This window comes from Aromatoleum sp., from assembly GCF_032027225.1.
GTDB lineage: Bacteria > Pseudomonadota > Gammaproteobacteria > Burkholderiales > Rhodocyclaceae > Aromatoleum.
Genome location: NZ_JAVSMM010000009.1, coordinates 90,773 through 114,499 on the forward strand (window position 1 = coordinate 90,773; position 23,727 = coordinate 114,499).

The window sequence follows — 23,727 nt, forward strand, 5'->3', positions numbered from 1 at the left end:
GCGACGGGCTCCCCTCAGCGCTTGTTCGCGCGCGCAACGTAGCGGTCCACCACCTGCTCGAAGTGGCGGATCCGCGCTTCCTGATAGTTGCCGAGCGTCTGGCCGCGCTTCTTCGACGCCTTGAAGCCGAGCTGCTGGGAGCGCAGGTTGCCGGTGTCCTGGTCATAGACATTCGCGAGCACCGGGTCGAGGCCGGCGACGACGCCGTACGACTCGTCCTCGCCGACGAACGCAACTTCCGGCGGTTCCCGGTGCTCACCCGAATCGGGCACCGGGCGCAGGAACAGGATCTCGAACAGGCAGCGTTCCGCATCCAGGCCGAGCGGGCGGAAGCGGTAGACCATCGGCAGCGACACGCCCGGGAACAGCACCATGTTCGGGAAGACGTGATACTCGATGGTGTCGATCATCTCGGCATCGGAAAAATGATCGAGCGACGCGCGATACTTCTCGCCGAGCGTCTTGCGCAGATAACGCGCCATCACCGTCCGCGCGGTCTCGCCCTCACCGACCGTCAGGTCGTCGCCGACCACCGAACGGTCGCCGATCAGCATCGAATCGACCAGTTGCTGCTCGGTGAGCGGCTTTTCGAGGTGCGGGCTGCTGATGCCGCCGACCGCATAGAAGCGCGTCACGTGGTCGCCATAGAGGTCGTACTGCACGTTCGCGTCGCTCGTGCCGGACAACAGTTGCGGGTGCGTTTCGAGCACGTGGTAGGACTCGAGGAAGGCTTCCATCCCGGTCTTCCAGTTGCACGGCAGCACCTTCGCGATGTGCAGCTCGATGAAGCGCTTGCCCATGTCCCAGGTGCGGAAGTGCTCGGGCAGCACGTCGAGATAGGTTTCGAGCGGCTCGGCGTTCTCGTCGAAGTTGATGAAGACGAATCCGCCCCACAGGCCGACGCGCACTTCCGGCAGCTTGTATTCGGCGGGCTTCACGTGTGGGAAGTCCCACGCCGACGGCACGCTCTTCAGGCTGCCGTCGAGCTTCCACGTCCAGCCGTGGTACGGGCAGCGCAGGTCCTGGGCCGAGCCGACGCCCTCCTCGGGGCGCAGCTTCGTGCCGCGGTGTAGACAGGAGTTGTAGTACGCCTTGATGCCGTCCTCGGTGCGAACGATCAGCGCGGAGTACGGGCCGACCTCATACACGTAGTAGTCGCCGACCTGCGGGAGATGCTCCTCGCGGCACGCCCACTGCCAGACCTTCGGCCAAATTTCCTGCATTTCACGGTCGAAATACTCGCGTGAGTAGTAGCGCGAGTAATTCACGTCCTCGTCACCGAGGAAGCGGTAGTTCATTTCGCGCAGAACCGGAGGCGCCGGTTTCACATCGCGCTCGACGATGTCCTGCACGCTCGGGCCGGGGCAGCGCGCTTCGCCGGGCTGCAGACCTGCGTAGTCGCCGGGGATGACGGACAACGGGATGCGGTCGTTCATTGGGTGTCTCCTGATCGGTTTGTTGTCGTTGTGCCGTTCGTTTCGCCCGCCGTCCGGACGTGTGCCGACCCCCTCCTCGCCGGAGGGTTCGCAGCCGACCACCGCGTCGATACCTCGCTGTTTCCCGCCTTGCGGAACGCGTAAAGGGAAAACGGGAGATCGCTCGCGGCGGGGAAGCCCGCGGCGCGCGTCTCAGGCGGCGACGAGTTCCTGCAGTTCGAAGACGTTGCCGTCGGGGTCGCGCCCATACGTCGCCTTCGCGGCACCGAAATCCTGCGGCGGGCAATGGAAGCGCACGCCGGCTTCGACCATGCGCCGGTAGACCGCGTCGACGTCGTCCACGTCGAAGCACAGGTGCGTGATGCCGTAGTTGTTCACCGGGCGGTCGTCGGTGCGCTGCGGCGCGGGGGACGGGGATTCGAACTCGAAGAGCTCGACGCACAGCGACCCGAGCTGCAGCATCACCGTCGTCGCGCCGGTGCCGGCGAGCGCCATGACGGCGTCGATCTTCGGCTCGCCCGCCTTCCAGCTCACGCGCGAGATCTCCTCGAAGCCGAGCAGGTCGCAATAGAACGAACGCATGCGTTCGAGGTTCGGCGTGGACAGGGCCACGTGATGGACGGCGCGGATCATGTTCAGTCCTCGAATCGGAGAGCGAAACGGGACCGGGTGCGACGCGCCCGGCCCGTGCGAATGTCAGGCTATCAGCCCGGCGCGGTAGGTCAGGTCCTCGCGGCTGCGCGTGCCCTGGATGCGGTACGCGGCGAACTGGCCGTCGGTGCGCCCGGCATACGGCCAGCACGCGTTCCAGTCCATCACGAGGTCGCGCGACCACATCCGCCACACGCCGTCGCGCTTCTCCCACACGTCGCGGTAACGCATGCCATCGGGGCAGTTGATCTGCGTGCCGTCGGGCAGACGGGCCGAGGCGTTGCCGAGCATGTAGGACTCGGCGCGCGCGTGCACGCCGTCCTCATCGAGCTCGATCGTGACGTTCGCGATGCGGTGGAACGCCCAGATCAGGTTGTCCTTGATGAACGGAATGTCGTAGTCGCAGAACGCATGCGCGTTGCCGTCGAAGATGCCGAAGATCACTTCGCCGTCGTGGTGGAAGGTCGCCTTCAGCAGTTCGAGGTCGCAGCGGTCGACCGCCTGGATGTAGCGGCACATCTGGTCGTAGATGGCCTGCTTGTCCGCGAGGGCGCGGATGCGGGCGGCGGTGCTCATGCCTGGCCCCCGAGGATCGTGTACATCGGGTCGTCCTTCGAGCGCTGGCCGCGCAGCTTGATCATGCCGAAGAGACCCTCGTCCCACACCGCGGTCGTCGGGAAGCTCATGTTCCACTCGTGCACGAAGGTGCGGCGGGCGATCTTCCACTGGCCGCCTTCCTTGCGGTACTCGTCGACGTAGCGGCCGCCGACCAGCGTGTCGGTCTTCTCGCCGCCCTTGTTCCACGTCGCCACCGCGATCACGTACACCTCGCCGCGCGCGCCGTCGCCGTCGACCGCGAAGTATTCGTTCGACACCGAATGGAAGCTGCGTTCGAGCTCCGGCCGGTTCAGGCAGGCGGCGACGAACTCGTTGGCCGGCCCGGCGAAGGCGCCGTTCTCGACCTGGGCGCCTTGGGCGAACACGCCCGACAGCAGCTCGCAGTCGGCGCGGTCGACCGCGCGGGCGTAGCGCGTGACGAGCTCGCGCAGCGCCTGCTTGTCTTCGAGTTCCTGCAACAATTGCCCTTCGTTCTTGTCGCTCATCTTTGTCTCCGTTCTCTCTGATTGGGGTGAAGCAGCTTGGGTTGAATATTCCGTCGCGGTTGGACCGGGCGCCGTACCTCGGCGCGGCGCCGGCTAGGGTACTCAGGCCGCGACCGGCGCTTCGAGCGATACCTCGATGCGCCCGTCGACGACGCGCAGCGCATACGTCTTCAGCGGCACGCGGCCCATCTGCCCGCGCCCGCAGCCGGTGCGCACATCGAACATTACGCCGTGCAGCGGGCACGAGATCAGCCCGTTGCGGATGCGGCCGCCTTCGAGCGGCGAGTTCTGGTGCGTGCAGCGATTTTGCACCGCGAAGAACTCGTTGTTCGCGTTGCAGATCAGGATGCTTTGGCCGTCGATCTCGACCGCCTTGTTCGCGCCGGCCGGCAGGTCGGCGCAATCCATTACATGGCGAAATTCGGTGCTCATCTCAAGACTCCCGGGCGCTCGCCCGTCAGGATCGAAAGTAGGAATACGACACGTCGTCGAGATCCGATCTGCCCCGGCTCGCGAGCGCGCCGATGCCTTCGTTCCAGATCGCCGAGCCCGGCTGATTGACGTTCCAGTCGAGGACGAACAGGCGGTTCGTGAACTTCCACACGCCCTCCTTGCGCCGGTACTTGTCGAGGTAGCGTCCGCCGACCATCTGATCGGCCTTGCCGTCCGGGCCGTCGACCACCGTCATGGCGATCACGTAGCTGCGGCCGGTCGCCGTCTCGCCGTCGATCTCGAACAGCTCATTCGACGTGAAGTGGAACATCGTCTCGACGGCCTGGTTCGGCGTGCAGATCAGCTCGGCGAACGCAGCGCCAGCGCCCTTGAAGAGCCCGAAATCGATCTCCGACTCCGGCCACCACACCGACGCGAGCAACTCCTGGTCGCGGCGGTCGATGCCGTTGCAGTAGCGCGCGTTCAGGTCATGCAGCGCCTGCTTCGCTTCGATCTCGGCGAACGCGCGCTGCAGCCGTTCGAGTTCGCCGGCGATGCCCAGTGACTCCTGATTCGACGCACCCATCTCACGCCCCCTCGCCGGCCGGATACGGCTTCGCGAGCACGCCGCCGTCGACGTACATCTGGTGCCCGGTCATGAAGCTCGCTTCGTCGCTGGCGAGGAACGCGACCGCCGCGGCGATCTCGTCGACGTCGGCGATGCGATTCAGCGGCTGCATGCCGGCGTAGATCTTCTCGAGGCGCGCTCCGTCGTCGGACGCGTCGAGATATTGCTGCAGGTTCGGCGTGCGCGTCGCGGCCGGGTGCACCGAATTCACGCGGATGTCGTAGCCCTGCTCGCCGCAATGCAGCGCGACGGTCTTGGTGACGGCGTCCTGCGCGGCCTTCGCGGCGCCGTACGCGACGAAAAGCGGTCCGGGGCGGATGCTCTCGACCGACGAGATATTGACGATCGCGCCGCCGCGCGTGCCGCCTTCACGCGCCTTCATGCTCGCGACCGCGTGCTTGCAGCCGAGGAAGGTGCCGACGCCATGCACGCGCATGTGGCGGTCCCAGTCCTCGAGCGTCGCCGCTTCGATGTGCGCCGGGAACGAGGTGCCGGCGTTATTGACGAGGATGTCGAGCCGGCCCCAGCGCCGCTCGGCGGCAGCAATCGCGTCGCGCCACTGCGCATCGTCGCCGACGTCGAGCGGCTGGTAAGCCGCGTTCGGGTCGAGTTCGTCGGCGAGCTTCTCGCCCGCCGCGTGATTGATGTCGGTGACGAGCACCTTCGCGCCTTCCTTGATGAAGCGGCGCGCGATGCCGGCGCCGATGCCCTGCGCCGCACCGGTCACCAGTGCGACCTTTCCGTCCAGTCTTTGCATGTCGTCTCTCCGTGGGTTCCCGCGCTCAGCCGGCGAGGTATTTGTCGATCGTCCGGTGCAGCAGGCGGGCGCGGATTTCCTGATAGTTGCCGAGCGTCTGCCCCGGCTTCGTGCTCGACTTGAAGCCGCGCTGCTGACCCTGCAGGTTGCCGGTGTCCTGGTCGTAGATCGTCGCGAGACCGGGATCGAAGCCCGGCACTTCGTGGAAGGACTGCTCGAAATCGAGCTCGACCATTTCGGCCGGCTCCGGACGCTCGCCCGAATCCGGCAGCGGCTGCAGGAAGAAGAGGTCGAAGATCGAAGTGTCCGGGTCGTTGCCGTTCGGCCGGAAGCGATACACCATCGGAAACAGCAGCGACGGGAAGAGACAGGTGTTCGGGAACAGGTGGTACTCGATCGCGTCGATCGTCTCGGTGACGCTCAGGTGCGACAAGTCCTTGCGGTACGCCGCGCCGAAGGTCTGCTGGATGTGCTGCGCGAAGGTCGCACGCGCGGTGCCGCCTTCGGGTACGCGCAGCTTGCCCGCCTCGTCATGCACGCCTTCGACGACGGCCTCGGCCATCAGCGCGTCGAGGATCTCCTGCTCGGCGAACGACTTGCCCAGGTGCGGGCTCGGGTAGCCGACGAGATGCACGAAGCGCGACACGTTGTCGCCGTAGACGTCGTACTGGCTGTTCGCGTCACCGACCGTCATCACGCCCTGCGGGTGCGTCTCGAGGACGTGGTAGGACTCGAGGAAGGCTTCGAGGCAGGCCTTCCAGTTCGCCGGCAGCATCTTGCGCACGTGGCGCGCGACGAATTTCTCCGACAGGTCCCAGTTCGCGAAGTGCTCGGGGATCACGCCGAGGTGTTCGGCGAGCGACGCGGCGTCGCGATCGAAGTTGATGAACACGAAACCACCCCACAGCTCGACCTTCAGCTCCGGCAGCCGGAACGCGTCGTCGGAGATATGCGGGAAGTCCCAGCGGCACGGCACGTCAGTGAGCGCGCCTTCGAGCGACCAGGTGAAGCCGTGGAACGGGCAGCGAAGATTTTTCGACCGGCCCGACGACCCGGCCGGCTTCAGCTCGGTGCCGCGATGCAGGCAGGCGTTCGGGTAAGCCTTGATCTCGCCGCTCTCGGTGCGGACGACGATCACGGACCTGTCGGTGATTTCATAGACGAAGTAGTCGCCCGGCTCCGGAATGTCCTCGACGCGGCAGGCCCACTGCCACACCTTCGTCCACAGCTTTTTCTTCTCGAGCTCGAAGAACTCGCGCGACGTGTAGCGGCTGTACGCGATGTCGGCGTCGCCGAGGAAGCGGTAATTTTCCTGCGTCAGGTGCGCCGGCGCGTGATCGCCGTCGCGACGGATGATGTCGGCCGTGCTGGGCCCGGGGCAACGCGCGACACCGGGCTCCAGCGGTTCGAACGGTTTGTTCATTCTTGTCTCCTCACGTTTCCTTGCTCCGCCGCCGGCGCTGCCGGTCGGCGAGTTCCCGTCTTTGCGGGGCGAGATATATAAAACAGGATTTCCTGTCTTTTTTCAACTACCAGAAACCACTATTCCTCGCTCAACCCTGCTCGCCGCGTCCTGCCAGATGGAGCCCGACCTGGTCCTTCAAGAAGCTGTCGGCGGCCGCGTCCGTTCGAGCCCAGTCGACGATCTCCTTGCGTCGCGCGATCTTCCAGCCGTCGCCGCGGTTCTCGTATTCGTCGTGGTAGCGGCCGGCGACGAAGAGATCCTTCTTCTCGCCGTCCTCGGTGATGCGGTGGTGCGCGATGAAATACACCTCGCCGGTCGCCTTGTCGCCATCGGGCGCGATGTCGACTTGCCCGATCAGATGCTGACTCGCGTCGCACGCGGCGAGAAAACCCTGCGCGAAGTCGATGAAGTCCGACGCGCGGCCGGCGAAGAGGCCGCAGTCGACCCACGCGTCGTCGTGGAACGCGCTGCGTTGCACTTCCGGCAGCAGTCGGTCCTGCCCGCGCATGTACGCGTTCAGCGCCTTGTGGATGTCGCGCCGCGCGGCGAGATCCGTCACTTCCGCGCGCAGTTTGGAAAGTTCGGCGACGAGGTCGATCGCTTCGGGCGCGTTCATCGGCTGGTTTCTCCGTTGTCGATGACGATCTCGGCGCCGGTGATGTAGCGCGACTCGTCCGACGCGAGGAAGACGACGAGATTGCCGACGTCCTCGGGCCTGCCCTGGCCGTGCTGCTGGATCTGCTCGATGCCCGCGGCGGCGCCACCGAGCGCAGCGATCGCGGCCGCCGTCATCGGCGTCGCATGCGCGCCCGGCAAAATGCAGTTGCAGCGGATGCGGTAATTCTTTTCCTGACAGTGCAGTGCGATGCTGCGCGTCATCGACAGGATCGCGCCCTTCGCCGCGGTGTACGCCAGCACCGGGCTGTTGCCGCGGATCGCGGCGATCGACGACACGTTGATGATCGAGCCGCCGCCGGTTTTCGCCATCACGGGGATCGCGTACTTGCAGCCGAGGAAGGTCCCCTCCGACATCACCGCGTTGTGCAGCCGGAACTGTTCGAGCGTCGTGTCCTCGACCGTCCCGAACTGCACCAGCCCGGCGTTGTTCACCAGCACGTCGAGGCGGCCGAAATGCGTCAGCGTCTTGTCGAGGACGTTGCGCCAGTCGGCTTCGCTGCGCACGTCGTGCTTCACGAAGATCGCGCCGTCGATCTCGGCGGCCGTGCGCTCGCCGAGTTCGGCGTTGACGTCGGTCAGCACGATCTTCGCGCCTTCGGCCGCCATCAGCCGCGCATCGGCGGCGCCGAGTCCGGATGCGGCGCCGGTGACGATCGCCACCTTGCCTTCGAGTCTGCCCATGTCGTCCTCCTGTCGGTATTCGGTTCCGACGGCGCCCCGCAGGACGCCGTCGGAGTTGTCGTCGTCGCTGCGTCCCTGTCAGGCGCCCTGCCCCACCGCGCCGGCCGGGATCCCGTTGCCGTAGGGGCGGGCCCGCTTCGATTCACCTTGCAGCAGGAAGTGGGACAGCGCAGGCACGAGGATCAGCGCTCCCAGCATGTTCCACGCGAACATGAAGGTCAGCAGGATGCCCATGTCGGCCTGGAACTTGATCGGCGACCAGACCCAGGTGACGACGCCCGCGGCGAGCGTCACGCCGACCAGCGCGACGACCTTGCCCGTCGTCGCGACGGCGCGCTGGTAGGCCTCGCTGACCGACATGCCCGAGCGCTGGAACACGAGCTGGATGCTCAACAGGTAGATCGCGTAATCGACGCCGATGCCCACGCCGAGCGCGACCACCGGCAGCGTCGCGACCTTCACGCCGATCCCCAGATGCACCATCAGCGCCTCGGCGAGGACCGACGTCAGCACGAGCGGCAGCAGTGCGACGATGACGGCCCGCCAGTTGCGGAACGTGATCAGGCACAGCAGCGCGACCGCGGCATAGACGTACAGCAGCATCTTGCGGTTGGCTTCCTTGACGACGATGTTGGTCGTCGCGTCGACCCCGGCGTTGCCCGCGGCGAGCAGGTACTGGCGCTCGTCGGTGCTGTACTGCTCGGCAAACTCGCTGGCCGTCGCGACGACACGTTCGAGGGTCTCCGCCTTGTGGTCGGACAGGTACGCGAGCACCGGGCTCATCGAGCAGTTCGCGTTTAGGAACTCCGAGTTCCATGACACCGCGTTGCCGATCTGCGGGTCGATCAGGCTCTGGTTGTCGCTCACCGTCGCCCACTTCGGGTTGCCCTCGAACATGCCCGCGGTGTAGGTGCGCACCGTCTGGCCGAGCGACGCGGTCTGCTGCACGCCCGGCACCTGCGCGAGCTTCGAGTCGAGGAGATCGATCTCGGTGAGCGTCTGGTAGCTGCGGCAGCCGTCGTCGGGCGTCTTCACCATCACCGCGAAGACGTCGCTCGAGATGCCGTAGTTCGCGGTGATAAACGCGTTGTCGCGGTTGTAACGCGAGTCGGCCCGCAACTCCGGCGCTCCGGCATCGAGGTCGCCGATCTGCAATTGCAGCGACGTCACGAAACCCCACACGCCCATCACCAGCGCGATTGCGAGCGTCGGCACCGCCCAGCGCCGCTCGGTGAATTTTTCGAGCGCGCGCCACACGCGGCCGAAGCCGACCGGGGCGGACAGCTCCGCCTGCTCGGCCGCGAGGCTGCGCGCCGCCGCTTTCGGGCTGACGCCGATGAAGGACAGCATCACCGGGATCAGGATCAGGTTCGTGAAGATCAGCACGCCGACGCCGATGCTCGCCGTCAGCGCGAGCTCGCGGATCACCGGGATGTCGATGATCATCAGCACCGCGAAACCGACGACGTCGGCGAGCAGCGCCGTCATGCCGGCGAGGAAGAGGCGGCGGAACGTGTAGCGCGCGGCGACGAGCCTGTGCGTGCCGCGTCCGATGTCCTGCATGATGCCGTTCATCTTCTGCGCGCCGTGACTGACCCCGATCGCGACGACGAGGAAGGGCACGAGCATCGAGAACGGATCGAGCCCGTAGCCGAACATCGACACCAGCCCGAGCTGCCACACGACCGCGATGATCGAGCACGTCAGCACCAGCACCGTGCTGCGGATGCAGCGCGTGTAGGTGTAGATGATCGCGACCGCGATGACGACGGCGATGAGGAAGAACAGCGCGACCTTCTCGAGCCCGGAGATCAGGTCGCCGATGAGCTTCGCGAAGCCGATCACATACACGTTGACGCCCGAGTCCTCGGCGCCGGCGTAGCGCGCGCGGATGTCGTCGATCTTCTTCGACAGCTCGTGGTAGTCGACCGCGTTGCCGTCGGCATCGAGCGGCAGCAGCGGCACGACGATCATGCTCGAACGGTAGTCGTTGGCGACCAGGCTGCCGACGACGTTCGCCCGCGCGATGTTGACCCGCAGGTCGTCGATCGATTTCGCCGAGCCGTTGTAGTCGTTCGGCAGCACCGGACCGCCGTCGAAGCCCTGCTCCGTCACTTCGGTCCAGCGCACCACCGGCGTGAAGATCGACTTCATCCACGGCCGGTCGACGCCGGGCAGCAGGAAGACCTCGTCGTTGATCTTCGCGAGTGTTTCGAGGTAGTTCGCGTTGAAGATGTCGCCGTCCTTCGATTCGACGACGATCCGCACCGAGTCGCCCAGGCCGCGCAGCTCGACGCGGTTCTCCAGGTAGTTCTGGATGTACGGGTGGCTCTGCGGGAGCATCTTGTCGTAGCTCGCGCCGACCTTCAGATCCTTCATCTGGAATCCGAGGAACGCCGTCAGCAGCGCGCAGACGACGATCAGCGCGATGCGGTTGTTGAAGATGATCTGTTCGAGCAGTCCGCCGGACTTCGAGTCGAAGTCCTTCGGGTCGCGGATCACGGGCATTTGCAGCTTGTTGGGTGAGACGGCCATTTTTCTTGCTCCGCTTTATCGAGTGACGCGGTTCGACGCGAGCTTCGCCTGCGGTCCGGCGGCGGCGAGTTCGGCATTGCCCTGCAGCCGCACGCCCTCGGCGCCAACCAGCACGATCCCCTTGTCGTCGAGCGGAGCGACGCCGAAGTAGGACATGGCGCCGCTGGCGCGGTAGGTCTCGAAGTTTTCGCCCGTGCTGTCGCCGAGCAGCAGTCCGCCCGCGAGGTTCGTGAGCACGATGCGGCCGTCGGCGAGCTGCAGTCCGCCCGACACGCCGGCGTGTCCGGGAATCTGGACCCGTGTCCACGTCGCGCCGAGATCGCCGCTGCGATAGATGCTGCCGCGCATGCCGTGCGCAATCAGCGCACGGTCACCGACGACGACGCCGAACAGCGTGCCCTCGTAGCCGGTCGGACGGGCGACGAAGCGGTCGGCCGTCTTGTCGTGCATCCAGACCATGCCCTGCTCGCCGACGAGGAAGAGCCCGGACTTGCCCGCCGAGATGCCGTAGAAGTGCAGCTCGTCGGGGTTCTCGACGCGATGGCTGAGCGGCGTCCAGGTCTTGCCGCCGTCCTCGGTGCGCAGGATGCGGTTGAAGGTGCCGACGACGTAACCGCGCTGCGCGTCCTCGAAATGCACCGCCATGAAGGGCTGCGTGCCGCCGAACTCGGAGAGGCTCTTCTCGCGTTCCACGAACTGGCTGCCGTCGGCGGCGTCGGCCTTGCCGTAGTACTCGAGGATCAGGCGCGAAACGTCGTGGCCGTCGAGCTGCTTGGTCCAGGTCAGCCCGCCGTCGCTCGTATGGATCACCGCGCCACCGTGGCCGACGGCCCAACCGTCGCGCTCGGTCGGAAAGTTCACCGCGAGCAGATCGCTTCTGACCGGCACTTTCGCCTGCTTCCACGTCTTGCCGCCGTCTTCGCTGACGACGACGACGCCGCGTTGGCCGACCGCGACAACCCGGTTACCGACCGAAGCGACGCCGATCAGCGGGCCCCGGCTCGCCGCGACGTTCGGCAGCGCCGCGGCGGCCAACGGATCCTCGAATCCACCCCAGGCCGGCAGGTTGCCGAGCCCCAGTGCGAGCAGCGCCACGAGCGCGCCCGCTTTCTTGATTGCTTTCATGTCTCGCTCCGAACCTCGCCGGCCGGGCGCAAACCCGGCCGGTGCTGCGATACGAACAGGGGTCTGCGCCCCGCTCAGCGAACGCCCGCGCGGCTCAGCGCGGAGGATTCGTAGTAGCTCGCCGGCTTCGCTTCGGCCGCAGGCGTGACTTCCATCATCCCGCCGCCCGCCGGCGTGTAGGCCTGGCGCACATACGAGCCGTTCGTCAGGTCATGCACGACGAACTCGTGCGTGTTGTGGCCGGTGGTCTCGTAGAACGGGTAGTAGTGGGTCTGCGTGACGCGATAGATCTTGCCCGCGTCGTCGTAGTTGTCCGCCATGCCGACCGCCGGGATGTCCTCGTCCCAGTAGAACGTGCGCTTCGGATAGACGTGGCGCATGCCCGGCTTCAGCGTCGCCTCGACGACCCACACGCGATGCAGCTCCCAGCGCACGCAGTCCGAGTTCAGGTGGTTCGGCGTGAATACCTGATCGGTGCCGCACTGCTTCTCGTCGTGCAGCTTGAAGGTGTTGTACGGGATGTACATCTCCTTCTTGCCGACGAGCTTGTAGTCGTAGCGGTCCTGCGAGCCGTAGAACACCTGCGTGTCATCGACGGTGCCGACGCCCCCACCGGCCGGGCTCGGCGTGTCGTACGCGACGTCCGGCGACAGTTTCACGCGGCGTTGCCCGGGCAGGTAGCTCCACGAGCGCCGGCCGACGTTCACCATGTCCACCGAATCGTGCATCACGAGCTTTTCGCCCGCCTTGCGCGCCGGTCCGGTCCAGTCGATGCGGCCGTATTCGAGCATCTCGTCGGCCTTGATCGGCTCGGTGCGCGCCGGGTTCATCGCCGGGAAGGTCTGCCAGTACGCGAACGCGCCGGTCTCGACGCGGCGGCCGCTGCGGTCCACCAGCGTCGAGGTCTGATTCGGCGAGTAGTACGCGAACTGGTCGTACTTCATCGTGCGGTTCCACATCACTTCCGAACCGGTCTTCGGGATCGGGAACGGCACGCCGCCGAAACACGTGCCCGACAGCTGCAGCAGGTTGTCCGCGAGCTTGCACGACGCGGCGTTCTTCGCCGTGTTGTCGAGCACGTACTTCGGATACTTCGCGGTCCGGTGCGTCGGATACACGTCGATGCGGTAGCCCGGGTACTTTTTCAGCATCTCCTTCGTGCCGGCCGACAGCTTGTCCTCGTACTTCGACATGTTCTGCGCGGTGATCGAGAACAGCGGCTTCTCGTTCGCGAACGGGTCGGGGCGGAAGTTCGGCTTCTTCGGGTCGTAGCTCGCGGGCGGCTCGATGCCGCCCTTGTACTCGGGAATGCTGCCGTCGGCGTTGCCGGCCTTCGTCGCACCCCACGGGGTCAGCGTCGTGCCGAGCTGCTTGATCTCTTCCGGCGTCAGCGCGGCCGACGCGGCACCCGATGCGAGGGCGATGGCGAGGGTAAGGGTTCTCGTGGGGAAGTTCATGGTTGTCGCCTCCAGGGGGAATGTCGTTATGGTCAGAATGTCGTCTTCAAGGTCAGGGACACCCAGCCGCGGTCGCTCAGCACGCCGCTGCCGTTCGTCCCCTGCCAGACCACCGGGGATACGCCCGGCACCGCGAATGCGTTCGGTCCCTTGCTGTACGGGCCGTAGTAGTCGTTGTATGCGAGGGTCACGACGTATTTCGCATGCACGTCGGCGCTGAGACCCACGCTCCACGCGCCGGAGTCCTTGCCCGGGCCGAGGACCGTCGGGGAGTTGCCGTACAGGCCGCGGCTGTAGTTGATCGGCATCGTCAGGTCAATCCCGGGGAAGACCTGGAACCACGTCGGCGTGAAGGCCAGGTTGAAACCGACCGACTCGTCGGTCGCGCAGCCGGCGTCGGTGCCGCCGACGCAACCGTAGTTCTCGTGATTGAAGAACGAGCGGCTGCCGCGCTTGACGTCGTCGAGCTTCGCGTAGCTGAGCTCGACGGTGAGCGGGGCCGAATCGAACACCGCGGTCTTGCCGAAATACGCAACGGCGTTCGCCAGCGCATGCCACGTGTCGCCGCGTGCGACGCCAGCCGCCGTGCTCTTCAGCGCGGTGTTTTCGCGCCGCGAGATTTCGGCACCGACCGACACCGCGCCGATCAGCCGCGAAAGACTCACGCCATAAAGTTTCACGTCTTCGGCGTAGGCGTTATGCAGGAAGCCGTTGCCCGCGATCATCATCGGATAGCGGTCGTCGAACTTGCGGTAGTAGAAGCCGACGTCACCGCCCAGCAAGTCGGACTTCACCTTCGCCATCACGCCGAAGCTGCCGCGGTCGTCGGGCTTCTTGTTCGGGCCGTGATCCAGATCGCCGACCGCCGGAAAACCATTATGCGGCGCGGCGCTCGTGCCGCCGAGAAAGCTCAGGTCCGCGCCACCGAGGTAGGTGCCGCCTTCGGGCAGGCGGTGCGGGTCCCATTCGAGGTAGTAGTTCGCCGCGACGCTGATGTCGTCGGTGATCTGCGCACCGACCGAGATCTGGTTCTGCGGCAGGAAGAGCTCCTTCGCCTCGATGCCGGGCGTCGACGTCGCCTTGCGCAGGTCGAGCGGGCCTTGACCGTACGCGATGCTGTCCGAGAACGTGAACAGCGACTCGCCCCAATACACGTTGTGACGGCCGGCGCGGATGTTGACCGGCACGGGGCCGAGATCGAGCTTCGTGAAGACGAACGCGTCGAGGATTTCGCCGCTCTGGTCGTACCAGCGCTCGACGTTGTCGGTGAAGCGATTGTTCGGATACGCGGTGCCGAGGCCGGCCGCCTGATAGGCCGGATGGCCGTCGACGTGACGGTCGAACGCGAAATCCTTCCACGCCGTCGCCGACACGCGGAAACCGTGATCCTGCTTGAAGACGAAGTCGAACTCGGTGAGGATGTCGAGCCGGTTCGTGACCATGTCGCCCTTGTCCCAGCCGTGGTTCGTCGCCTGCGAGATCCAGTTGTCGCCGAGCGTGTTGTTGCGGCCTTCCGCGCGCCAGCCGGCGTTGTACTTGATCGTGTTGTCCCAACGGATCGCGAGGTCGGGGTTGCCGGTGTCGATCTCGATCGCGCCGGCCGGCGTCGCGAAGAGCGCGACGACGGCGCTGCCGATCAGTCCTGCGGTACGCGGGCGCGGGCTCGTGCGGGCCCCTTTATTGGTCTTCATTGATGCTCCTCCTGGGGATGGGTCGGCGGTCTGCCGCCTTCTCGTTGGCCGCTCTTTCCGCGGCACTCATTCACGTCGATTTCTTTGTCGGTCACAGGCGCTTCTGTCGAGCTTTCCTCCCTGATCGTGCGGACCTTCCGAAAGCGAACGCCCGCTTGCTCAATCCGATCCTCCTTTCCCGTTTAAAACCGACCGGCTCGTTTTTATTGTTGCCCGAGGCACCGGGTACGGAAATCCCACGAACCCGGTAGTTTCCAATCTCCCCGCCAACCCTTGTGGCAGAAGATCGAGCCACCTTCACAAACAGTCCTGTCGGTTTTTATTATTATCCGCTGTGAGCGGGTAAACAAGAGATGTAGCCATTAAATGTTTGAATCGCTCAGCGTCGGCCGGAAGGCCCGTACTCGTAGTCCGCGTGACCCGCAGCGGAATTCGACACCGCCGCCCCGAAACACGGACATCGCACATCCCTTCGCCCAACCCGACCTACGCACTGCCGCCCATGTACCGCGGCGGAAAAGCACCTACTCGTGGATCGGAACGAGCCGCAGGCGAAGTCCGACACCGCGGCCAGGAAACCGGGCGTCGGCCCCCGCTTCGGCCAGTTCGATCGACGCACTGCCGCCGCTGCCGCGAATGACGCCTTCAGCGAACCGACGCGCTCGGCCGGCTCCCGACGCGGTCGCGCCACGCTGCAAGACGGCGCTGGCTCGGGTCGAGTCCCTGCCCGACCAGCTCGCCGAACTCGACGAAGCAGTACAGCAGCAGGTCGGCGACCGACAGCGCGTCGCCGGCGACATACGGCCTTTCGCCCAGTTGCGCGTCGAACCACGCGAGGCCCTCCTGCGCGGTGCGCTTCAGGTCCTCGGCCGCCTGCGGCAGGCAGCGCACCCGATCCTGGAACATCGACAGGCCCTCGGCCGCGCGAAAACCGGCGGTCATCGGCTGCACGACCATCAGGTCGCCCCGTCGCCACCACATCCGCGCAATCGCCCGCTCGCGCGCGCTGGCCCCGATCAGCGCCGGCTGCGGCACGAGCTCTTCGAGGTACTCGCAGATCGCCGTCGTCTCGGCGATGGTCGTACCGTCGTCGAGCACGAGCACCGGCGTCGTCCCCGTCGGATTGATTTGGAGAAACGGCGCGCGCCGGTTGTCGCCGGCGACGATGTCGACCTCGACGAGCTCGGGCGTGAGCCCCTTTTCGGCAGCGAACATTCTGACGAACCGCGGATTCGGCCCGATCGAGTGGTAGAGCTTCATGACCGTCTCCTGTTGCGCGTGCGCACCCCGCGTCAGAACTGCACGCGCTTCGTGTAGCCGCCGTCGATGACGAGGTTGGTGCCGGTAATGTACGACGCGGCCGGGCTCGACAGGAACACCATCGCGCGCGCGACGTCCTCGGGCGCGCCGAAGCGGCCCATCGGCATTTCCGACAGCGTCTTGTCGTACAGCTCGGGCATCGCGTCCTTGATCGTCGCCCAGTTGCCGCCGGGATACGCGATCGGGCCGGGGCACACGGTGTTCACGCGGATCTGCTTCGGCGCCCACAGCTGCGACAGCTGCTTCGCGTAGGTGATGATCGCCGCCTTGATCGCGTTGAACGCCTGCGGGTAGATGAAGGTCTCGACTGCCGCGGTGCTCGACATCAGGATCACGCTGCCGGCGCCGGATTTCTCGAGGAAGGGTTCCAGCGTCTGGCAGCCGGTCACCGCACCCATCATGTCGAGCCGGAAGCTCATGTCCCAGTCCATCGTGCCGGCCGCGCCCGACGAGCTCGCGTTGTGGATAAACACGTCGCAGCCGCCGAGCTTGTCCGCCGCCGCGAGCAGCCACGCCTGATAAGCCGCCCCGTCGTTCATGTCGAACGCGTCGCCGATGACCTTGCCGCCGTGCTTTTTCAGCTCGGCGACGGTCGCATCGACGCGCGCCTTGTCGCGCGAGAAGAACGCGATGTCGCAGCCTTCGGCGGCGAAGATTTCGAGCGCCGCCTTGCCGATGCCGCGGCTGCCGCCGTTGATGATGACTTTCTTGCCGCGCAGTCCCAGATCCATTTTGTCTCTCCTTGGTCGTGCTTTGCGGGCCCAGCCCGCGGGTCATGTTATTAAGCCCGGCAGCTAAATACCGTTCGCCCTGAGCTTGTCGAAGCCCTGCCAGCGCCCTTCGACAAGCTCAGGGCGAACGGTTATATGCCGGATTGATAGTTCTGTTATGCGCTCGCCGTGCCCCACGCAATGCCGCGTCGGAGCAGGTCGTAGAACACCGGCAGCTCCCACGCGCAACGCTGCTTCTCGGGCCAGAAGTCCAGCAGCGGCTGCATGTCGTAGTGGCCGCGGCAATGGCCGAGCGTGAGATAGAGCACCGAGCCGTCACCGATCGGCCGCAGGTACAGCACCGGATGCCGCGCATGCCGCCACTTGGTCCGCGCGAAGCCGGTCGCGTCGCCTTCGAACTCGGTGTCGAGCAGCACATGCAGGTCCGCGTGGATGTCGGACAGGTACAGCTCGTCGGTGACTTCGAAGGGCTCGATCCCTTCGACCAGCGGGTGCGTCGGGTCCCGGACTTCGACGCGGTGCGGCGCGATCGGCGGATGCGCGATGAACTGCGAGCCGAGCGTCTCCATGAAGTGCGGCGCGAGCGCGGGCGAGTCGACGAGACCGTTGTCGAGGAAGCGCAGGATCGATGCGGTGCCGTGCAGCGCGATCCACCGGCCGCCACCGGCGACCCACGCGCGCAACGCCTCCTGCTCGTCGAGGCTCGGGATCACGTCGCAGGTGTAGGTGACGAGGAAGTCCGCGTTGCGGATCGCGTCGAGATTCGAGTAATCCTCGAACACCCGCACGCGGATGCGCTCGTCCTCGGCGAGGAGCTTCAGCAATTCGAGGCGCGCGAAGTCGATGTCGTGGTACTTGCCGGATGCGACCAGCACGCAGTCGATGCGGCCGCCGGGCTTTTCGTTGGTCGTCATTTCGCCCTCCTCACGCGACGAGCCGGACCGGCTCCGTGCCGTCCCAGTCGCGCGCGGCGTCGCGCATACCGTCGAAGAACGCGTAGTTCTCGGGCGGGAAGCAGATCATCTCGATCAGGCTGCCCGGGCCGCCGCCGGCGTCGACGTAGATCGCCTCACCCCCGCCGGGCAGCGCGATCTCCTGCATCACCGTCGCGCCCGCGTCGGCGCAGATCGCCCGCGCCTTCGTCATGTCCTCGACCTTGATGCAGACGTGGTGCAGCCCCTCGCGGCCTTCGCGCCGCCAGCTGCTGTAGATCGACGGCGCATCGTTGTGCTGCTCGATCAGCTCGACCTGCAGCTCGCCCCAGTACGCGATGTACACCGTGAAATCGATGTCGGCCGGCTCGCCGCGGTACTTCGCGGACTCGTACTGAATGTTCGGGATCTTGAAGAACGGGCCGACGCCCATCGTTTCCGTCCAGTAGCGCAGCGCGCCGGCGAGGTCGCCCGGCACATAAGCGAGCTGGATGATCGTGCCGAGGCGGGAGATCAGGTTTCGGGCTACGCTCATCGCCGCGCTCCTCAGGCTGCAGCCGGCGCGGACGCCGCGGCGATTGCGCCCTGAATCTCTTCGCGCGTGGGGTTGCGACGCAACGTCAGACCGCCGTTCACCTGCAGGTTCTGGCCGGTCATGAAGCACTCGTCGCTCGCGAGCCAGACGGCGGCCGCCGCGATGTCGTCCTTCGTGCCGATGCGGCCGAGCGGATAGCCCGACAGGAAGCTGTCGAAGAGGCCCGGCACGTCTTTGGCCTCGGCCGTCATCGGCGTGTCGGTGAGCCCCGGGGAGATCGAGTTCGCGCGAATGCCGCGCTCGCCGAATTCGTGGGCGACGCAGCGGATCACGTGGTCGGTACCCGCCTTCGTGCCCATGTAGGCCGCGTGATCGTTCAGCATGATCGTCGCCGTCGCCGAGCTGATCTGGATGATCGAACCGCCGCGCGACAGCGTGTCGACCGCCGCCTGGCAGAAGTAGAACGGGCCCTTGAACTGCAGGTCCGTGATCCGGTCGATCTCGTCCTCGGTCGTCTCGGTGAAAGGTTTCAGCAGCCCCCAGCCGGTCGCGTTCAACGCGACGTCGACGCGTCCGCCCCAGTCCTTCGCGAACGCGAAAAGCGCGGCGACCTCCGACTTCTTCGTGATGTCGCAGCTGCGCGCCGCCCCGCCGATGGTCGCCGCGAAGCGGCTCAGTTCTTCCAGGTGGCGCCCGGCGACGACGACGCGCGCGCCCTCGTCGGCGAAGCGCTTCGCGATCACCTGCCCCATGTTGTCGCGCCCGGCGGCGCCCAGAACGATTGCGACCTTGCCTTCGAGTTTCCTGCTCATGTCCTCGTGTCTCCGTCGGTGATGGAAGATCGGCGATCGACTATCGGGCACTTGCCGCTGTTTCGACCCGGCCCCTCGTCGTCGCCGCATTCCGCGGCGTTTTGGTCCGCCGCTTCAAATAATCGCCTGCCGCTTCTTTCGTGCTGCGGCATCGTGCAGCGCCGCCGCGGCGAGTGGCGGATCTCCGCTCAGCAGGAGAGTTCCAGCCACCATTAAAAACCATCCTGTTCGTTTTTCTTAGACTACCTGCAAAACTGCGGACTGCCAAGGGTCTTCGGAGCATCCGGGCGAGGCTGCGCGAAGTGGCAGATTCGCTTGCCTCGCCCGTTCGGATGAACACCCCTTTCCCGACCTCCCGTTTACGCCTCCAGCGCCTTCACATGCCCGATCGCCTCGGCGATCGCAGCTTGGGCACTGCCGTACAACATGCGGCAGTTGTCCTTGTAGAACAGCGCGTTCTCGATGCCCGAGTAGCCTGCACCCTTGCCGCGTTTGACGACGATGACGTTCTGCGCCATGTCGACGTTGAGGATCGGCATGCCGTAGATCGGGCTCGACTTGTCGGTGCGCGCGACCGGGTTCACGACGTCGTTCGCGCCGATCACGAGCGCGACGTCCGCCTGCGGGAAGTCGGCATTGATCTCCTCCAGGTCGAAGATCTTGTCGTACGGCACGCCCGCTTCGGCGAGCAGCACGTTCATGTGGCCCGGCATCCGGCCCGCGACCGGATGGATTGCGAACACGACCTCGACGCCGCCTTCTTCGAGCAACTGCGCCATCTCCCATACCTTGTGCTGCGCGCCGGCAACCGCCATGCCGTAACCCGGCACGATGATGACCTTGCTCGCGTAGCGCATCACCGACGCCGCATCGAGAGCCGAGAATTCCTTCATCGTGCCTTCGATCGCTTCGCCGCCGCCGGCCGCTTCACCGGTGATCGGCGTGAAGATGACGTTGCGGATCGGCCGGTTCATCGCTTTCGCCATCAGCTGCGTGAGGAGCGTGCCGGACGCGCCGACGACGATGCCGGCGACGATCAGCGCCGGGTTGCCGAGCACAAAGCCCTCGAAGCCGACCGCGAGACCGGTGAAGGCGTTCAGCAGCGAGATCACGACCGGCATGTCGGCGCCGCCGATCGGGCTCGTCAGGATCACGCCGAGCGCGAGCGCAGCGATGAAGAACGCGATGATGAGCGCGGGAGCCGGCGTCTCGCTGACGATGATCGCGAGGCCCAGCAGCGCGGTCAGAGCCGCGAGCACGATGTTCACGATGTTCTGCTGCGGCAGCCGCCACGCCTTCGTCATGATGCCCTGCAGCTTCGCGAACGCGATGCACGAGCCCGAGAACGCGACCGCACCGATCAGCGCGCCGAGCACCGCGAGCGTCGCGACCCCGGGACTATGCATGCCACCGCGGGCGAACTCGAGCGCCGCGATCGCCGCCGCCGCACCGCCGCCCATGCCGTTGTAGATCGCGACCATTTGCGGCATGTCGGTCATCTTGACGGCTCTGCCGGACCACCACGCGACGCCACCACCGAGCACGATCGCGGTGATCATCAGCCCGAAGTTCTGCATGCCGGGCGTGTAGAAGGTCACGAGGGTCGCCGCGATCATCGCGTAACCCGCCCAGACGATGCCGCGCCGCGCAGTAACGGGCGAGCTCATCGCCTTCAGGCCGAGGATGAAGACCACCGCGACACCGAAGTACACCAGCTGAATCAGTGCGTTCATTGCGCACCTCCGGTCTTGCGATCGGACTTGAACATCGCAAGCATCCGCTCGGTGACGACGTAGCCGCCCGCCGCGTTCGCCGCGCCGAGGAACACCGCGACAAAGCCGATCGCGAGCTGGACCGGATCCTCCGGATCCGCATGTCCGAGCACGACCATCGCGCCGACGAGCACGACGCCATGTACAAAGTTGGACCCCGACATCAGCGGGGTGTGAAGAATCACCGGCACGCGCGAGATCACCTCGTAACCGGTGAACGCGGCCAGCATGAAAACGTAAAGCGCCGTTATGCCATCCATGATTGCGAGCTCCGATTAAAGTCCGAGTACCTGCTTGACGCCCGCGTGCCTGACTTCGCCCTGGTGGGTGAGGCAGGCTCCCGCGAGCACTTCGTCTTCCCAGTCGAGCGCGAGCGCGCCGTCCTTGATGAAGGGCGACAGAAAGTTGAACAGGTTCTTCGCGATCATTTCGGAGGCATGGACGGGCATGCGGCTCGGGATGTGCGTGGGACCGATCACGAGCACGTCGTTGATCCAGGTCTTCTCGCCGGCGACCGTGCCCTCGACGTTGCCCCCGGTCTCGGCCGCCATGTCGACGACGACCGCACCCGGCTTCATCCGCGCGACCATGTCGGCGGTGATGATCTTCGGCGCGCGCTTGCCCGGAATCGCCGCGGTCGTGATCAGCGCGTCGCACTGCGCGACCGCCTTCGCGAGGCGCTCGGCCTGCTTCGCCTTTTCCTCATCGGTGAGTTCGCGCGCGTAGCCGCCCGTGCCCGCCGCCGAGACGCCGGTGTCGACGAACTTCGCGCCGAGCGACTCGATCTGTTCGCGCGTCTCGGGGCGCACATCGTAGGCTTCGACCATCGCGCCGATCCGTCGCGCGGTCGCGATCGCCTGCAGGCCCGCGACGCCCGCGCCGATGACGAGCACTTTCGCCGGGCGGATCGTGCCGGCGGCGTAAGTCAGCATCGGGAAGAACTTCGGGCTGTGATCGGCGGCAATCAGCGCGCATTCGTAGCCCGACACCGCGCCTTGCGACGACAGCACGTCCATGCTCTGCGCACGCGAGATCCGCGGCAGCAGTTCCATCGCGAACGAGGTGATGCGCTTTTCCTGAAGCAGCTTCACGCGTTCCACATCGGACCACGGCTGCAGCAGGCCGATCAGCACCGCGCCTTCCCGCATCGCCGCAATGCGTTCGGCCGACGGCGGCTGCACGCACAGCACGACATCCGAGGAACTGAAGATTTCCGAGGCGCTTGCCGCGAATCGGACGTCGGCAAACGATTGGTCCGCAAAATGGGCCGGCACGCCCGCCCCGGTCTGCAACTGAACTTTCGCGCCGAGCGCGGCAAATCGCTTAGCGACGTCCGGCACCAGCGCGAGACGCCGCTCGCCCGGTGTCGTCTCGGCGGGCACTCCTATCAAGAGAGACATCCGCAACTCCTTTCATTCTTATGGAACGCGACCCGTGGGAGGCGACGGCGTCCGGTCAAAAAAAACAGTTCGTCGGCGTCGGGCCGACGAACTGCACAAGCCCGGAAGTCGCAGTTGAGGAGGGTGCGACCTTCGGGGCGGGGTGGAGGAGAAGGCGCCCCGCAGCGCCGTGGCCGCCCGGAGGGGAGGGGACTCCGGAGACCGTGAATTCATCCTAACGCAGCTTTTTAGAAAAAACCAACACTTTTGTTTTTTTGATATAGTGAATTCACTCGCTGGCGTGATCGTCGGTCGACGATCCCTCGCCGGGTTGCCCGACCGACCCGACGAAGCGGCACTTCCTCGCCCGCCCCGCGCGGCACGAACTCGAAAACCAAAACTTGAAAGGGGACCACGATGACTCAACGCGAAGTACTGGTAGTGGGATGCGCACGCACGGCAATCGGCACGTATGGCGGCACGCTGAAGGATGTGCCCCTTTCCGACATCACGACGGTCGCTGTGCGCGCCGCGCTCGAGCGCTCCGGCGTCGCGCCCGCCGAAGTCGGGCAAGTCATCATCGGCAACGTGATTCCGACCGAACCGCGCGACGCCTATCTCAGCCGCGTCGCATCGATGGACGCGGGCATCCCGAAAGAGACGCCGACCTTCAACGTGAACCGCCTGTGCGGATCAGGCCTGCAAGCGATCGTCTGCGCGGCGCAGACGATCCTCCTCGGCGACGCCGAAGTCGCGATCGGCGGCGGCGGCGAAGCGATGAGCCGCGGGCCGTACGTCATGCCCGCGCTGCGCTGGGGCGCGCGGATGGGCGACGCCGGCGCGGTCGACTACATGAACGGCATCCTGCACGACCCGTGGAAGAAGATTCACATGGGCATCACCGCCGAGAACGTCGCCGAGCGCTACGGCATCACGCGCGCGATGCAGGACGAGCTCGCACTGGAAAGCCAGCAGCGCGCGGCCCGCGCAATCGCCGAGGGCCGCTTCAAGGCGCAGATCGTCCCGGTCGAGATCAAGACGCGCAAGGGCACGGTGCTGTTCGACACCGACGAGCACGTCCGCGGCGACGTCACGTTCGACGCGCTCGCGCAGATGAAACCAGTCTTCCGCAAGGACGGCGGCACCGTAACCGCGGGCAACGCGTCCGGTCTCAACGACGGCGCCGCCGCCGTCGTGCTGGCCGAAGCGAAGCGCGCCGCGGCGCTCGGTCTGAAGCCCCTCGCCCGCCTCGTCGGCTACGCGCACGCGGGCGTCGAACCGGAATACATGGGCATCGGCCCGATCCCCGCGGTTCGCGCGGTGCTCGAACGCACGGGGCTGAAGGCCGAGCAGATCGATGTCATCGAAGCGAACGAGGCGTTCGCGGCGCAGGCCTGCGCGGTGACGCGCGAGCTCGGGCTCGACCCGGCGCGCGTGAACCCGAACGGTTCGGGCATCTCGCTCGGTCATCCGGTCGGCGCGACCGGCGCGATCATCACGACGAAGGCGATCCACGAACTGCACCGCATCGGCGGGCGCTACGCGCTGGTGACGATGTGCATCGGCGGCGGCCAGGGCATCGCGGCGATTTTCGAACGCGTCTGAAC

The 23,727-nt window shown here is 66.0% G+C and carries 23 protein-coding genes; 1 reads left to right on the plus strand and 22 read right to left on the minus strand.

The annotated features are described in order from the left end of the window. Window positions 1-14: 14 nt before the first annotated feature. The 22 genes from ROZ37_RS11845 to ROZ37_RS11950 all read right to left on the minus strand — a co-directional run bounded on the left by ROZ37_RS11845 (window position 15) and on the right by ROZ37_RS11950 (window position 22,141). A complete protein-coding gene (locus ROZ37_RS11845) occupies window positions 15-1,436 on the minus strand; it encodes an aromatic ring-hydroxylating dioxygenase subunit alpha (protein ID WP_312659582.1) in 1,422 nt (473 codons plus the stop codon). A 192-nt stretch (window positions 1,437-1,628) separates the two neighbouring features. After that, window positions 1,629-2,069, minus strand: a complete 441-nt coding sequence (locus ROZ37_RS11850) for a VOC family protein (RefSeq protein ID WP_312659583.1) — start codon at window positions 2,067-2,069, stop codon at window positions 1,629-1,631. Between the two features lie 63 nt (window positions 2,070-2,132). Then, a complete protein-coding gene (locus tag ROZ37_RS11855) occupies window positions 2,133-2,663 on the minus strand; it encodes a nuclear transport factor 2 family protein (protein WP_312659584.1) in 531 nt (176 codons plus the stop codon). Beyond that, window positions 2,660-3,190, minus strand: a complete 531-nt coding sequence (locus ROZ37_RS11860; RefSeq protein ID WP_312659585.1) for a nuclear transport factor 2 family protein — start codon at window positions 3,188-3,190, stop codon at window positions 2,660-2,662. The genes ROZ37_RS11855 and ROZ37_RS11860 overlap by 4 nt, the downstream gene beginning before the upstream one ends. Before the next feature lie 102 nt (window positions 3,191-3,292). After that, window positions 3,293-3,622 (minus strand): Rieske 2Fe-2S domain-containing protein, encoded by a 330-nt coding sequence (locus tag ROZ37_RS11865; protein ID WP_312659586.1) that lies wholly within the window; start codon window positions 3,620-3,622, stop codon window positions 3,293-3,295. A 25-nt stretch (window positions 3,623-3,647) separates the two neighbouring features. After that, a complete protein-coding gene (locus tag ROZ37_RS11870; RefSeq protein ID WP_312659588.1) occupies window positions 3,648-4,208 on the minus strand; it encodes a nuclear transport factor 2 family protein in 561 nt (186 codons plus the stop codon). A gap of 1 nt (window position 4,209) precedes the next feature. Continuing rightward, window positions 4,210-5,007, minus strand: coding sequence for a glucose 1-dehydrogenase (locus ROZ37_RS11875; protein ID WP_312659590.1), 798 nt, complete (start codon window positions 5,005-5,007; stop codon window positions 4,210-4,212). 25 nt (window positions 5,008-5,032) lie between these two features. After that, on the minus strand, window positions 5,033-6,430 hold the full coding sequence (locus tag ROZ37_RS11880; RefSeq protein ID WP_312659592.1) for an aromatic ring-hydroxylating dioxygenase subunit alpha: 1,398 nt from the start codon (window positions 6,428-6,430) through the stop codon (window positions 5,033-5,035). A gap of 130 nt (window positions 6,431-6,560) precedes the next feature. Beyond that, the gene (locus ROZ37_RS11885; RefSeq protein ID WP_312659594.1) at window positions 6,561-7,088 is read right to left on the minus strand and encodes a nuclear transport factor 2 family protein; all 528 of its coding nucleotides are present in this window, start codon (window positions 7,086-7,088) and stop codon (window positions 6,561-6,563) included. Then, on the minus strand, window positions 7,085-7,831 hold the full coding sequence (locus ROZ37_RS11890; RefSeq protein ID WP_312659597.1) for an SDR family oxidoreductase: 747 nt from the start codon (window positions 7,829-7,831) through the stop codon (window positions 7,085-7,087). Before ROZ37_RS11890 ends, ROZ37_RS11885 begins: the two co-directional genes overlap by 4 nt. Before the next feature lie 78 nt (window positions 7,832-7,909). Beyond that, window positions 7,910-10,366 carry an MMPL family transporter gene (locus tag ROZ37_RS11895; RefSeq protein WP_312659599.1) on the minus strand — a complete coding sequence of 819 codons (2,457 nt, stop codon included), beginning with the start codon at window positions 10,364-10,366 and terminating at the stop codon, window positions 7,910-7,912. A 15-nt stretch (window positions 10,367-10,381) separates the two neighbouring features. Continuing rightward, complete coding sequence (locus ROZ37_RS11900; RefSeq protein WP_312659601.1) at window positions 10,382-11,491, minus strand: YCF48-related protein; 1,110 nt, start codon at window positions 11,489-11,491, stop codon at window positions 10,382-10,384. A 74-nt stretch (window positions 11,492-11,565) separates the two neighbouring features. Further along, the gene (locus ROZ37_RS11905; protein WP_312659603.1) at window positions 11,566-12,948 is read right to left on the minus strand and encodes a DUF1329 domain-containing protein; all 1,383 of its coding nucleotides are present in this window, start codon (window positions 12,946-12,948) and stop codon (window positions 11,566-11,568) included. Window positions 12,949-12,980: 32 nt separating this feature from the next. After that, window positions 12,981-14,639, minus strand: a complete 1,659-nt coding sequence (locus ROZ37_RS11910; RefSeq protein ID WP_312659605.1) for a DUF1302 family protein — start codon at window positions 14,637-14,639, stop codon at window positions 12,981-12,983. A 645-nt stretch (window positions 14,640-15,284) separates the two neighbouring features. After that, on the minus strand, window positions 15,285-15,899 hold the full coding sequence (locus ROZ37_RS11915; protein WP_312659606.1) for a glutathione S-transferase family protein: 615 nt from the start codon (window positions 15,897-15,899) through the stop codon (window positions 15,285-15,287). 32 nt (window positions 15,900-15,931) lie between these two features. Next, window positions 15,932-16,690 carry an SDR family oxidoreductase gene (locus ROZ37_RS11920; protein WP_312659607.1) on the minus strand — a complete coding sequence of 253 codons (759 nt, stop codon included), beginning with the start codon at window positions 16,688-16,690 and terminating at the stop codon, window positions 15,932-15,934. 155 nt (window positions 16,691-16,845) lie between these two features. Then, window positions 16,846-17,604: a ThuA domain-containing protein gene (locus ROZ37_RS11925; RefSeq protein ID WP_312659608.1), complete on the minus strand. Its 759-nt coding sequence runs from the start codon at window positions 17,602-17,604 to the stop codon at window positions 16,846-16,848. Between the two features lie 10 nt (window positions 17,605-17,614). Then, entirely contained in the window at window positions 17,615-18,157 is a 543-nt protein-coding gene (locus ROZ37_RS11930; protein ID WP_312659611.1) for a VOC family protein, read from the minus strand. An 11-nt stretch (window positions 18,158-18,168) separates the two neighbouring features. After that, entirely contained in the window at window positions 18,169-18,969 is an 801-nt protein-coding gene (locus ROZ37_RS11935) for an SDR family oxidoreductase (protein WP_312659613.1), read from the minus strand. A gap of 359 nt (window positions 18,970-19,328) precedes the next feature. Next, window positions 19,329-20,702 carry an NAD(P)(+) transhydrogenase (Re/Si-specific) subunit beta gene (locus ROZ37_RS11940; RefSeq protein WP_312659615.1) on the minus strand — a complete coding sequence of 458 codons (1,374 nt, stop codon included), beginning with the start codon at window positions 20,700-20,702 and terminating at the stop codon, window positions 19,329-19,331. Further along, on the minus strand, window positions 20,699-21,001 hold the full coding sequence (locus ROZ37_RS11945) for an NAD(P) transhydrogenase subunit alpha (protein ID WP_312659616.1): 303 nt from the start codon (window positions 20,999-21,001) through the stop codon (window positions 20,699-20,701). The genes ROZ37_RS11940 and ROZ37_RS11945 overlap by 4 nt, the downstream gene beginning before the upstream one ends. Before the next feature lie 15 nt (window positions 21,002-21,016). Further along, window positions 21,017-22,141: an NAD(P) transhydrogenase subunit alpha gene (locus ROZ37_RS11950; RefSeq protein ID WP_312659617.1), complete on the minus strand. Its 1,125-nt coding sequence runs from the start codon at window positions 22,139-22,141 to the stop codon at window positions 21,017-21,019. A 396-nt stretch (window positions 22,142-22,537) separates the two neighbouring features. On the opposite strand from ROZ37_RS11950, the gene ROZ37_RS11955 reads away from it, so the two are divergent. Then, window positions 22,538-23,725, plus strand: coding sequence for an acetyl-CoA C-acyltransferase family protein (locus tag ROZ37_RS11955; RefSeq protein ID WP_312659618.1), 1,188 nt, complete (start codon window positions 22,538-22,540; stop codon window positions 23,723-23,725). Window positions 23,726-23,727: the final 2 nt, after the last annotated feature.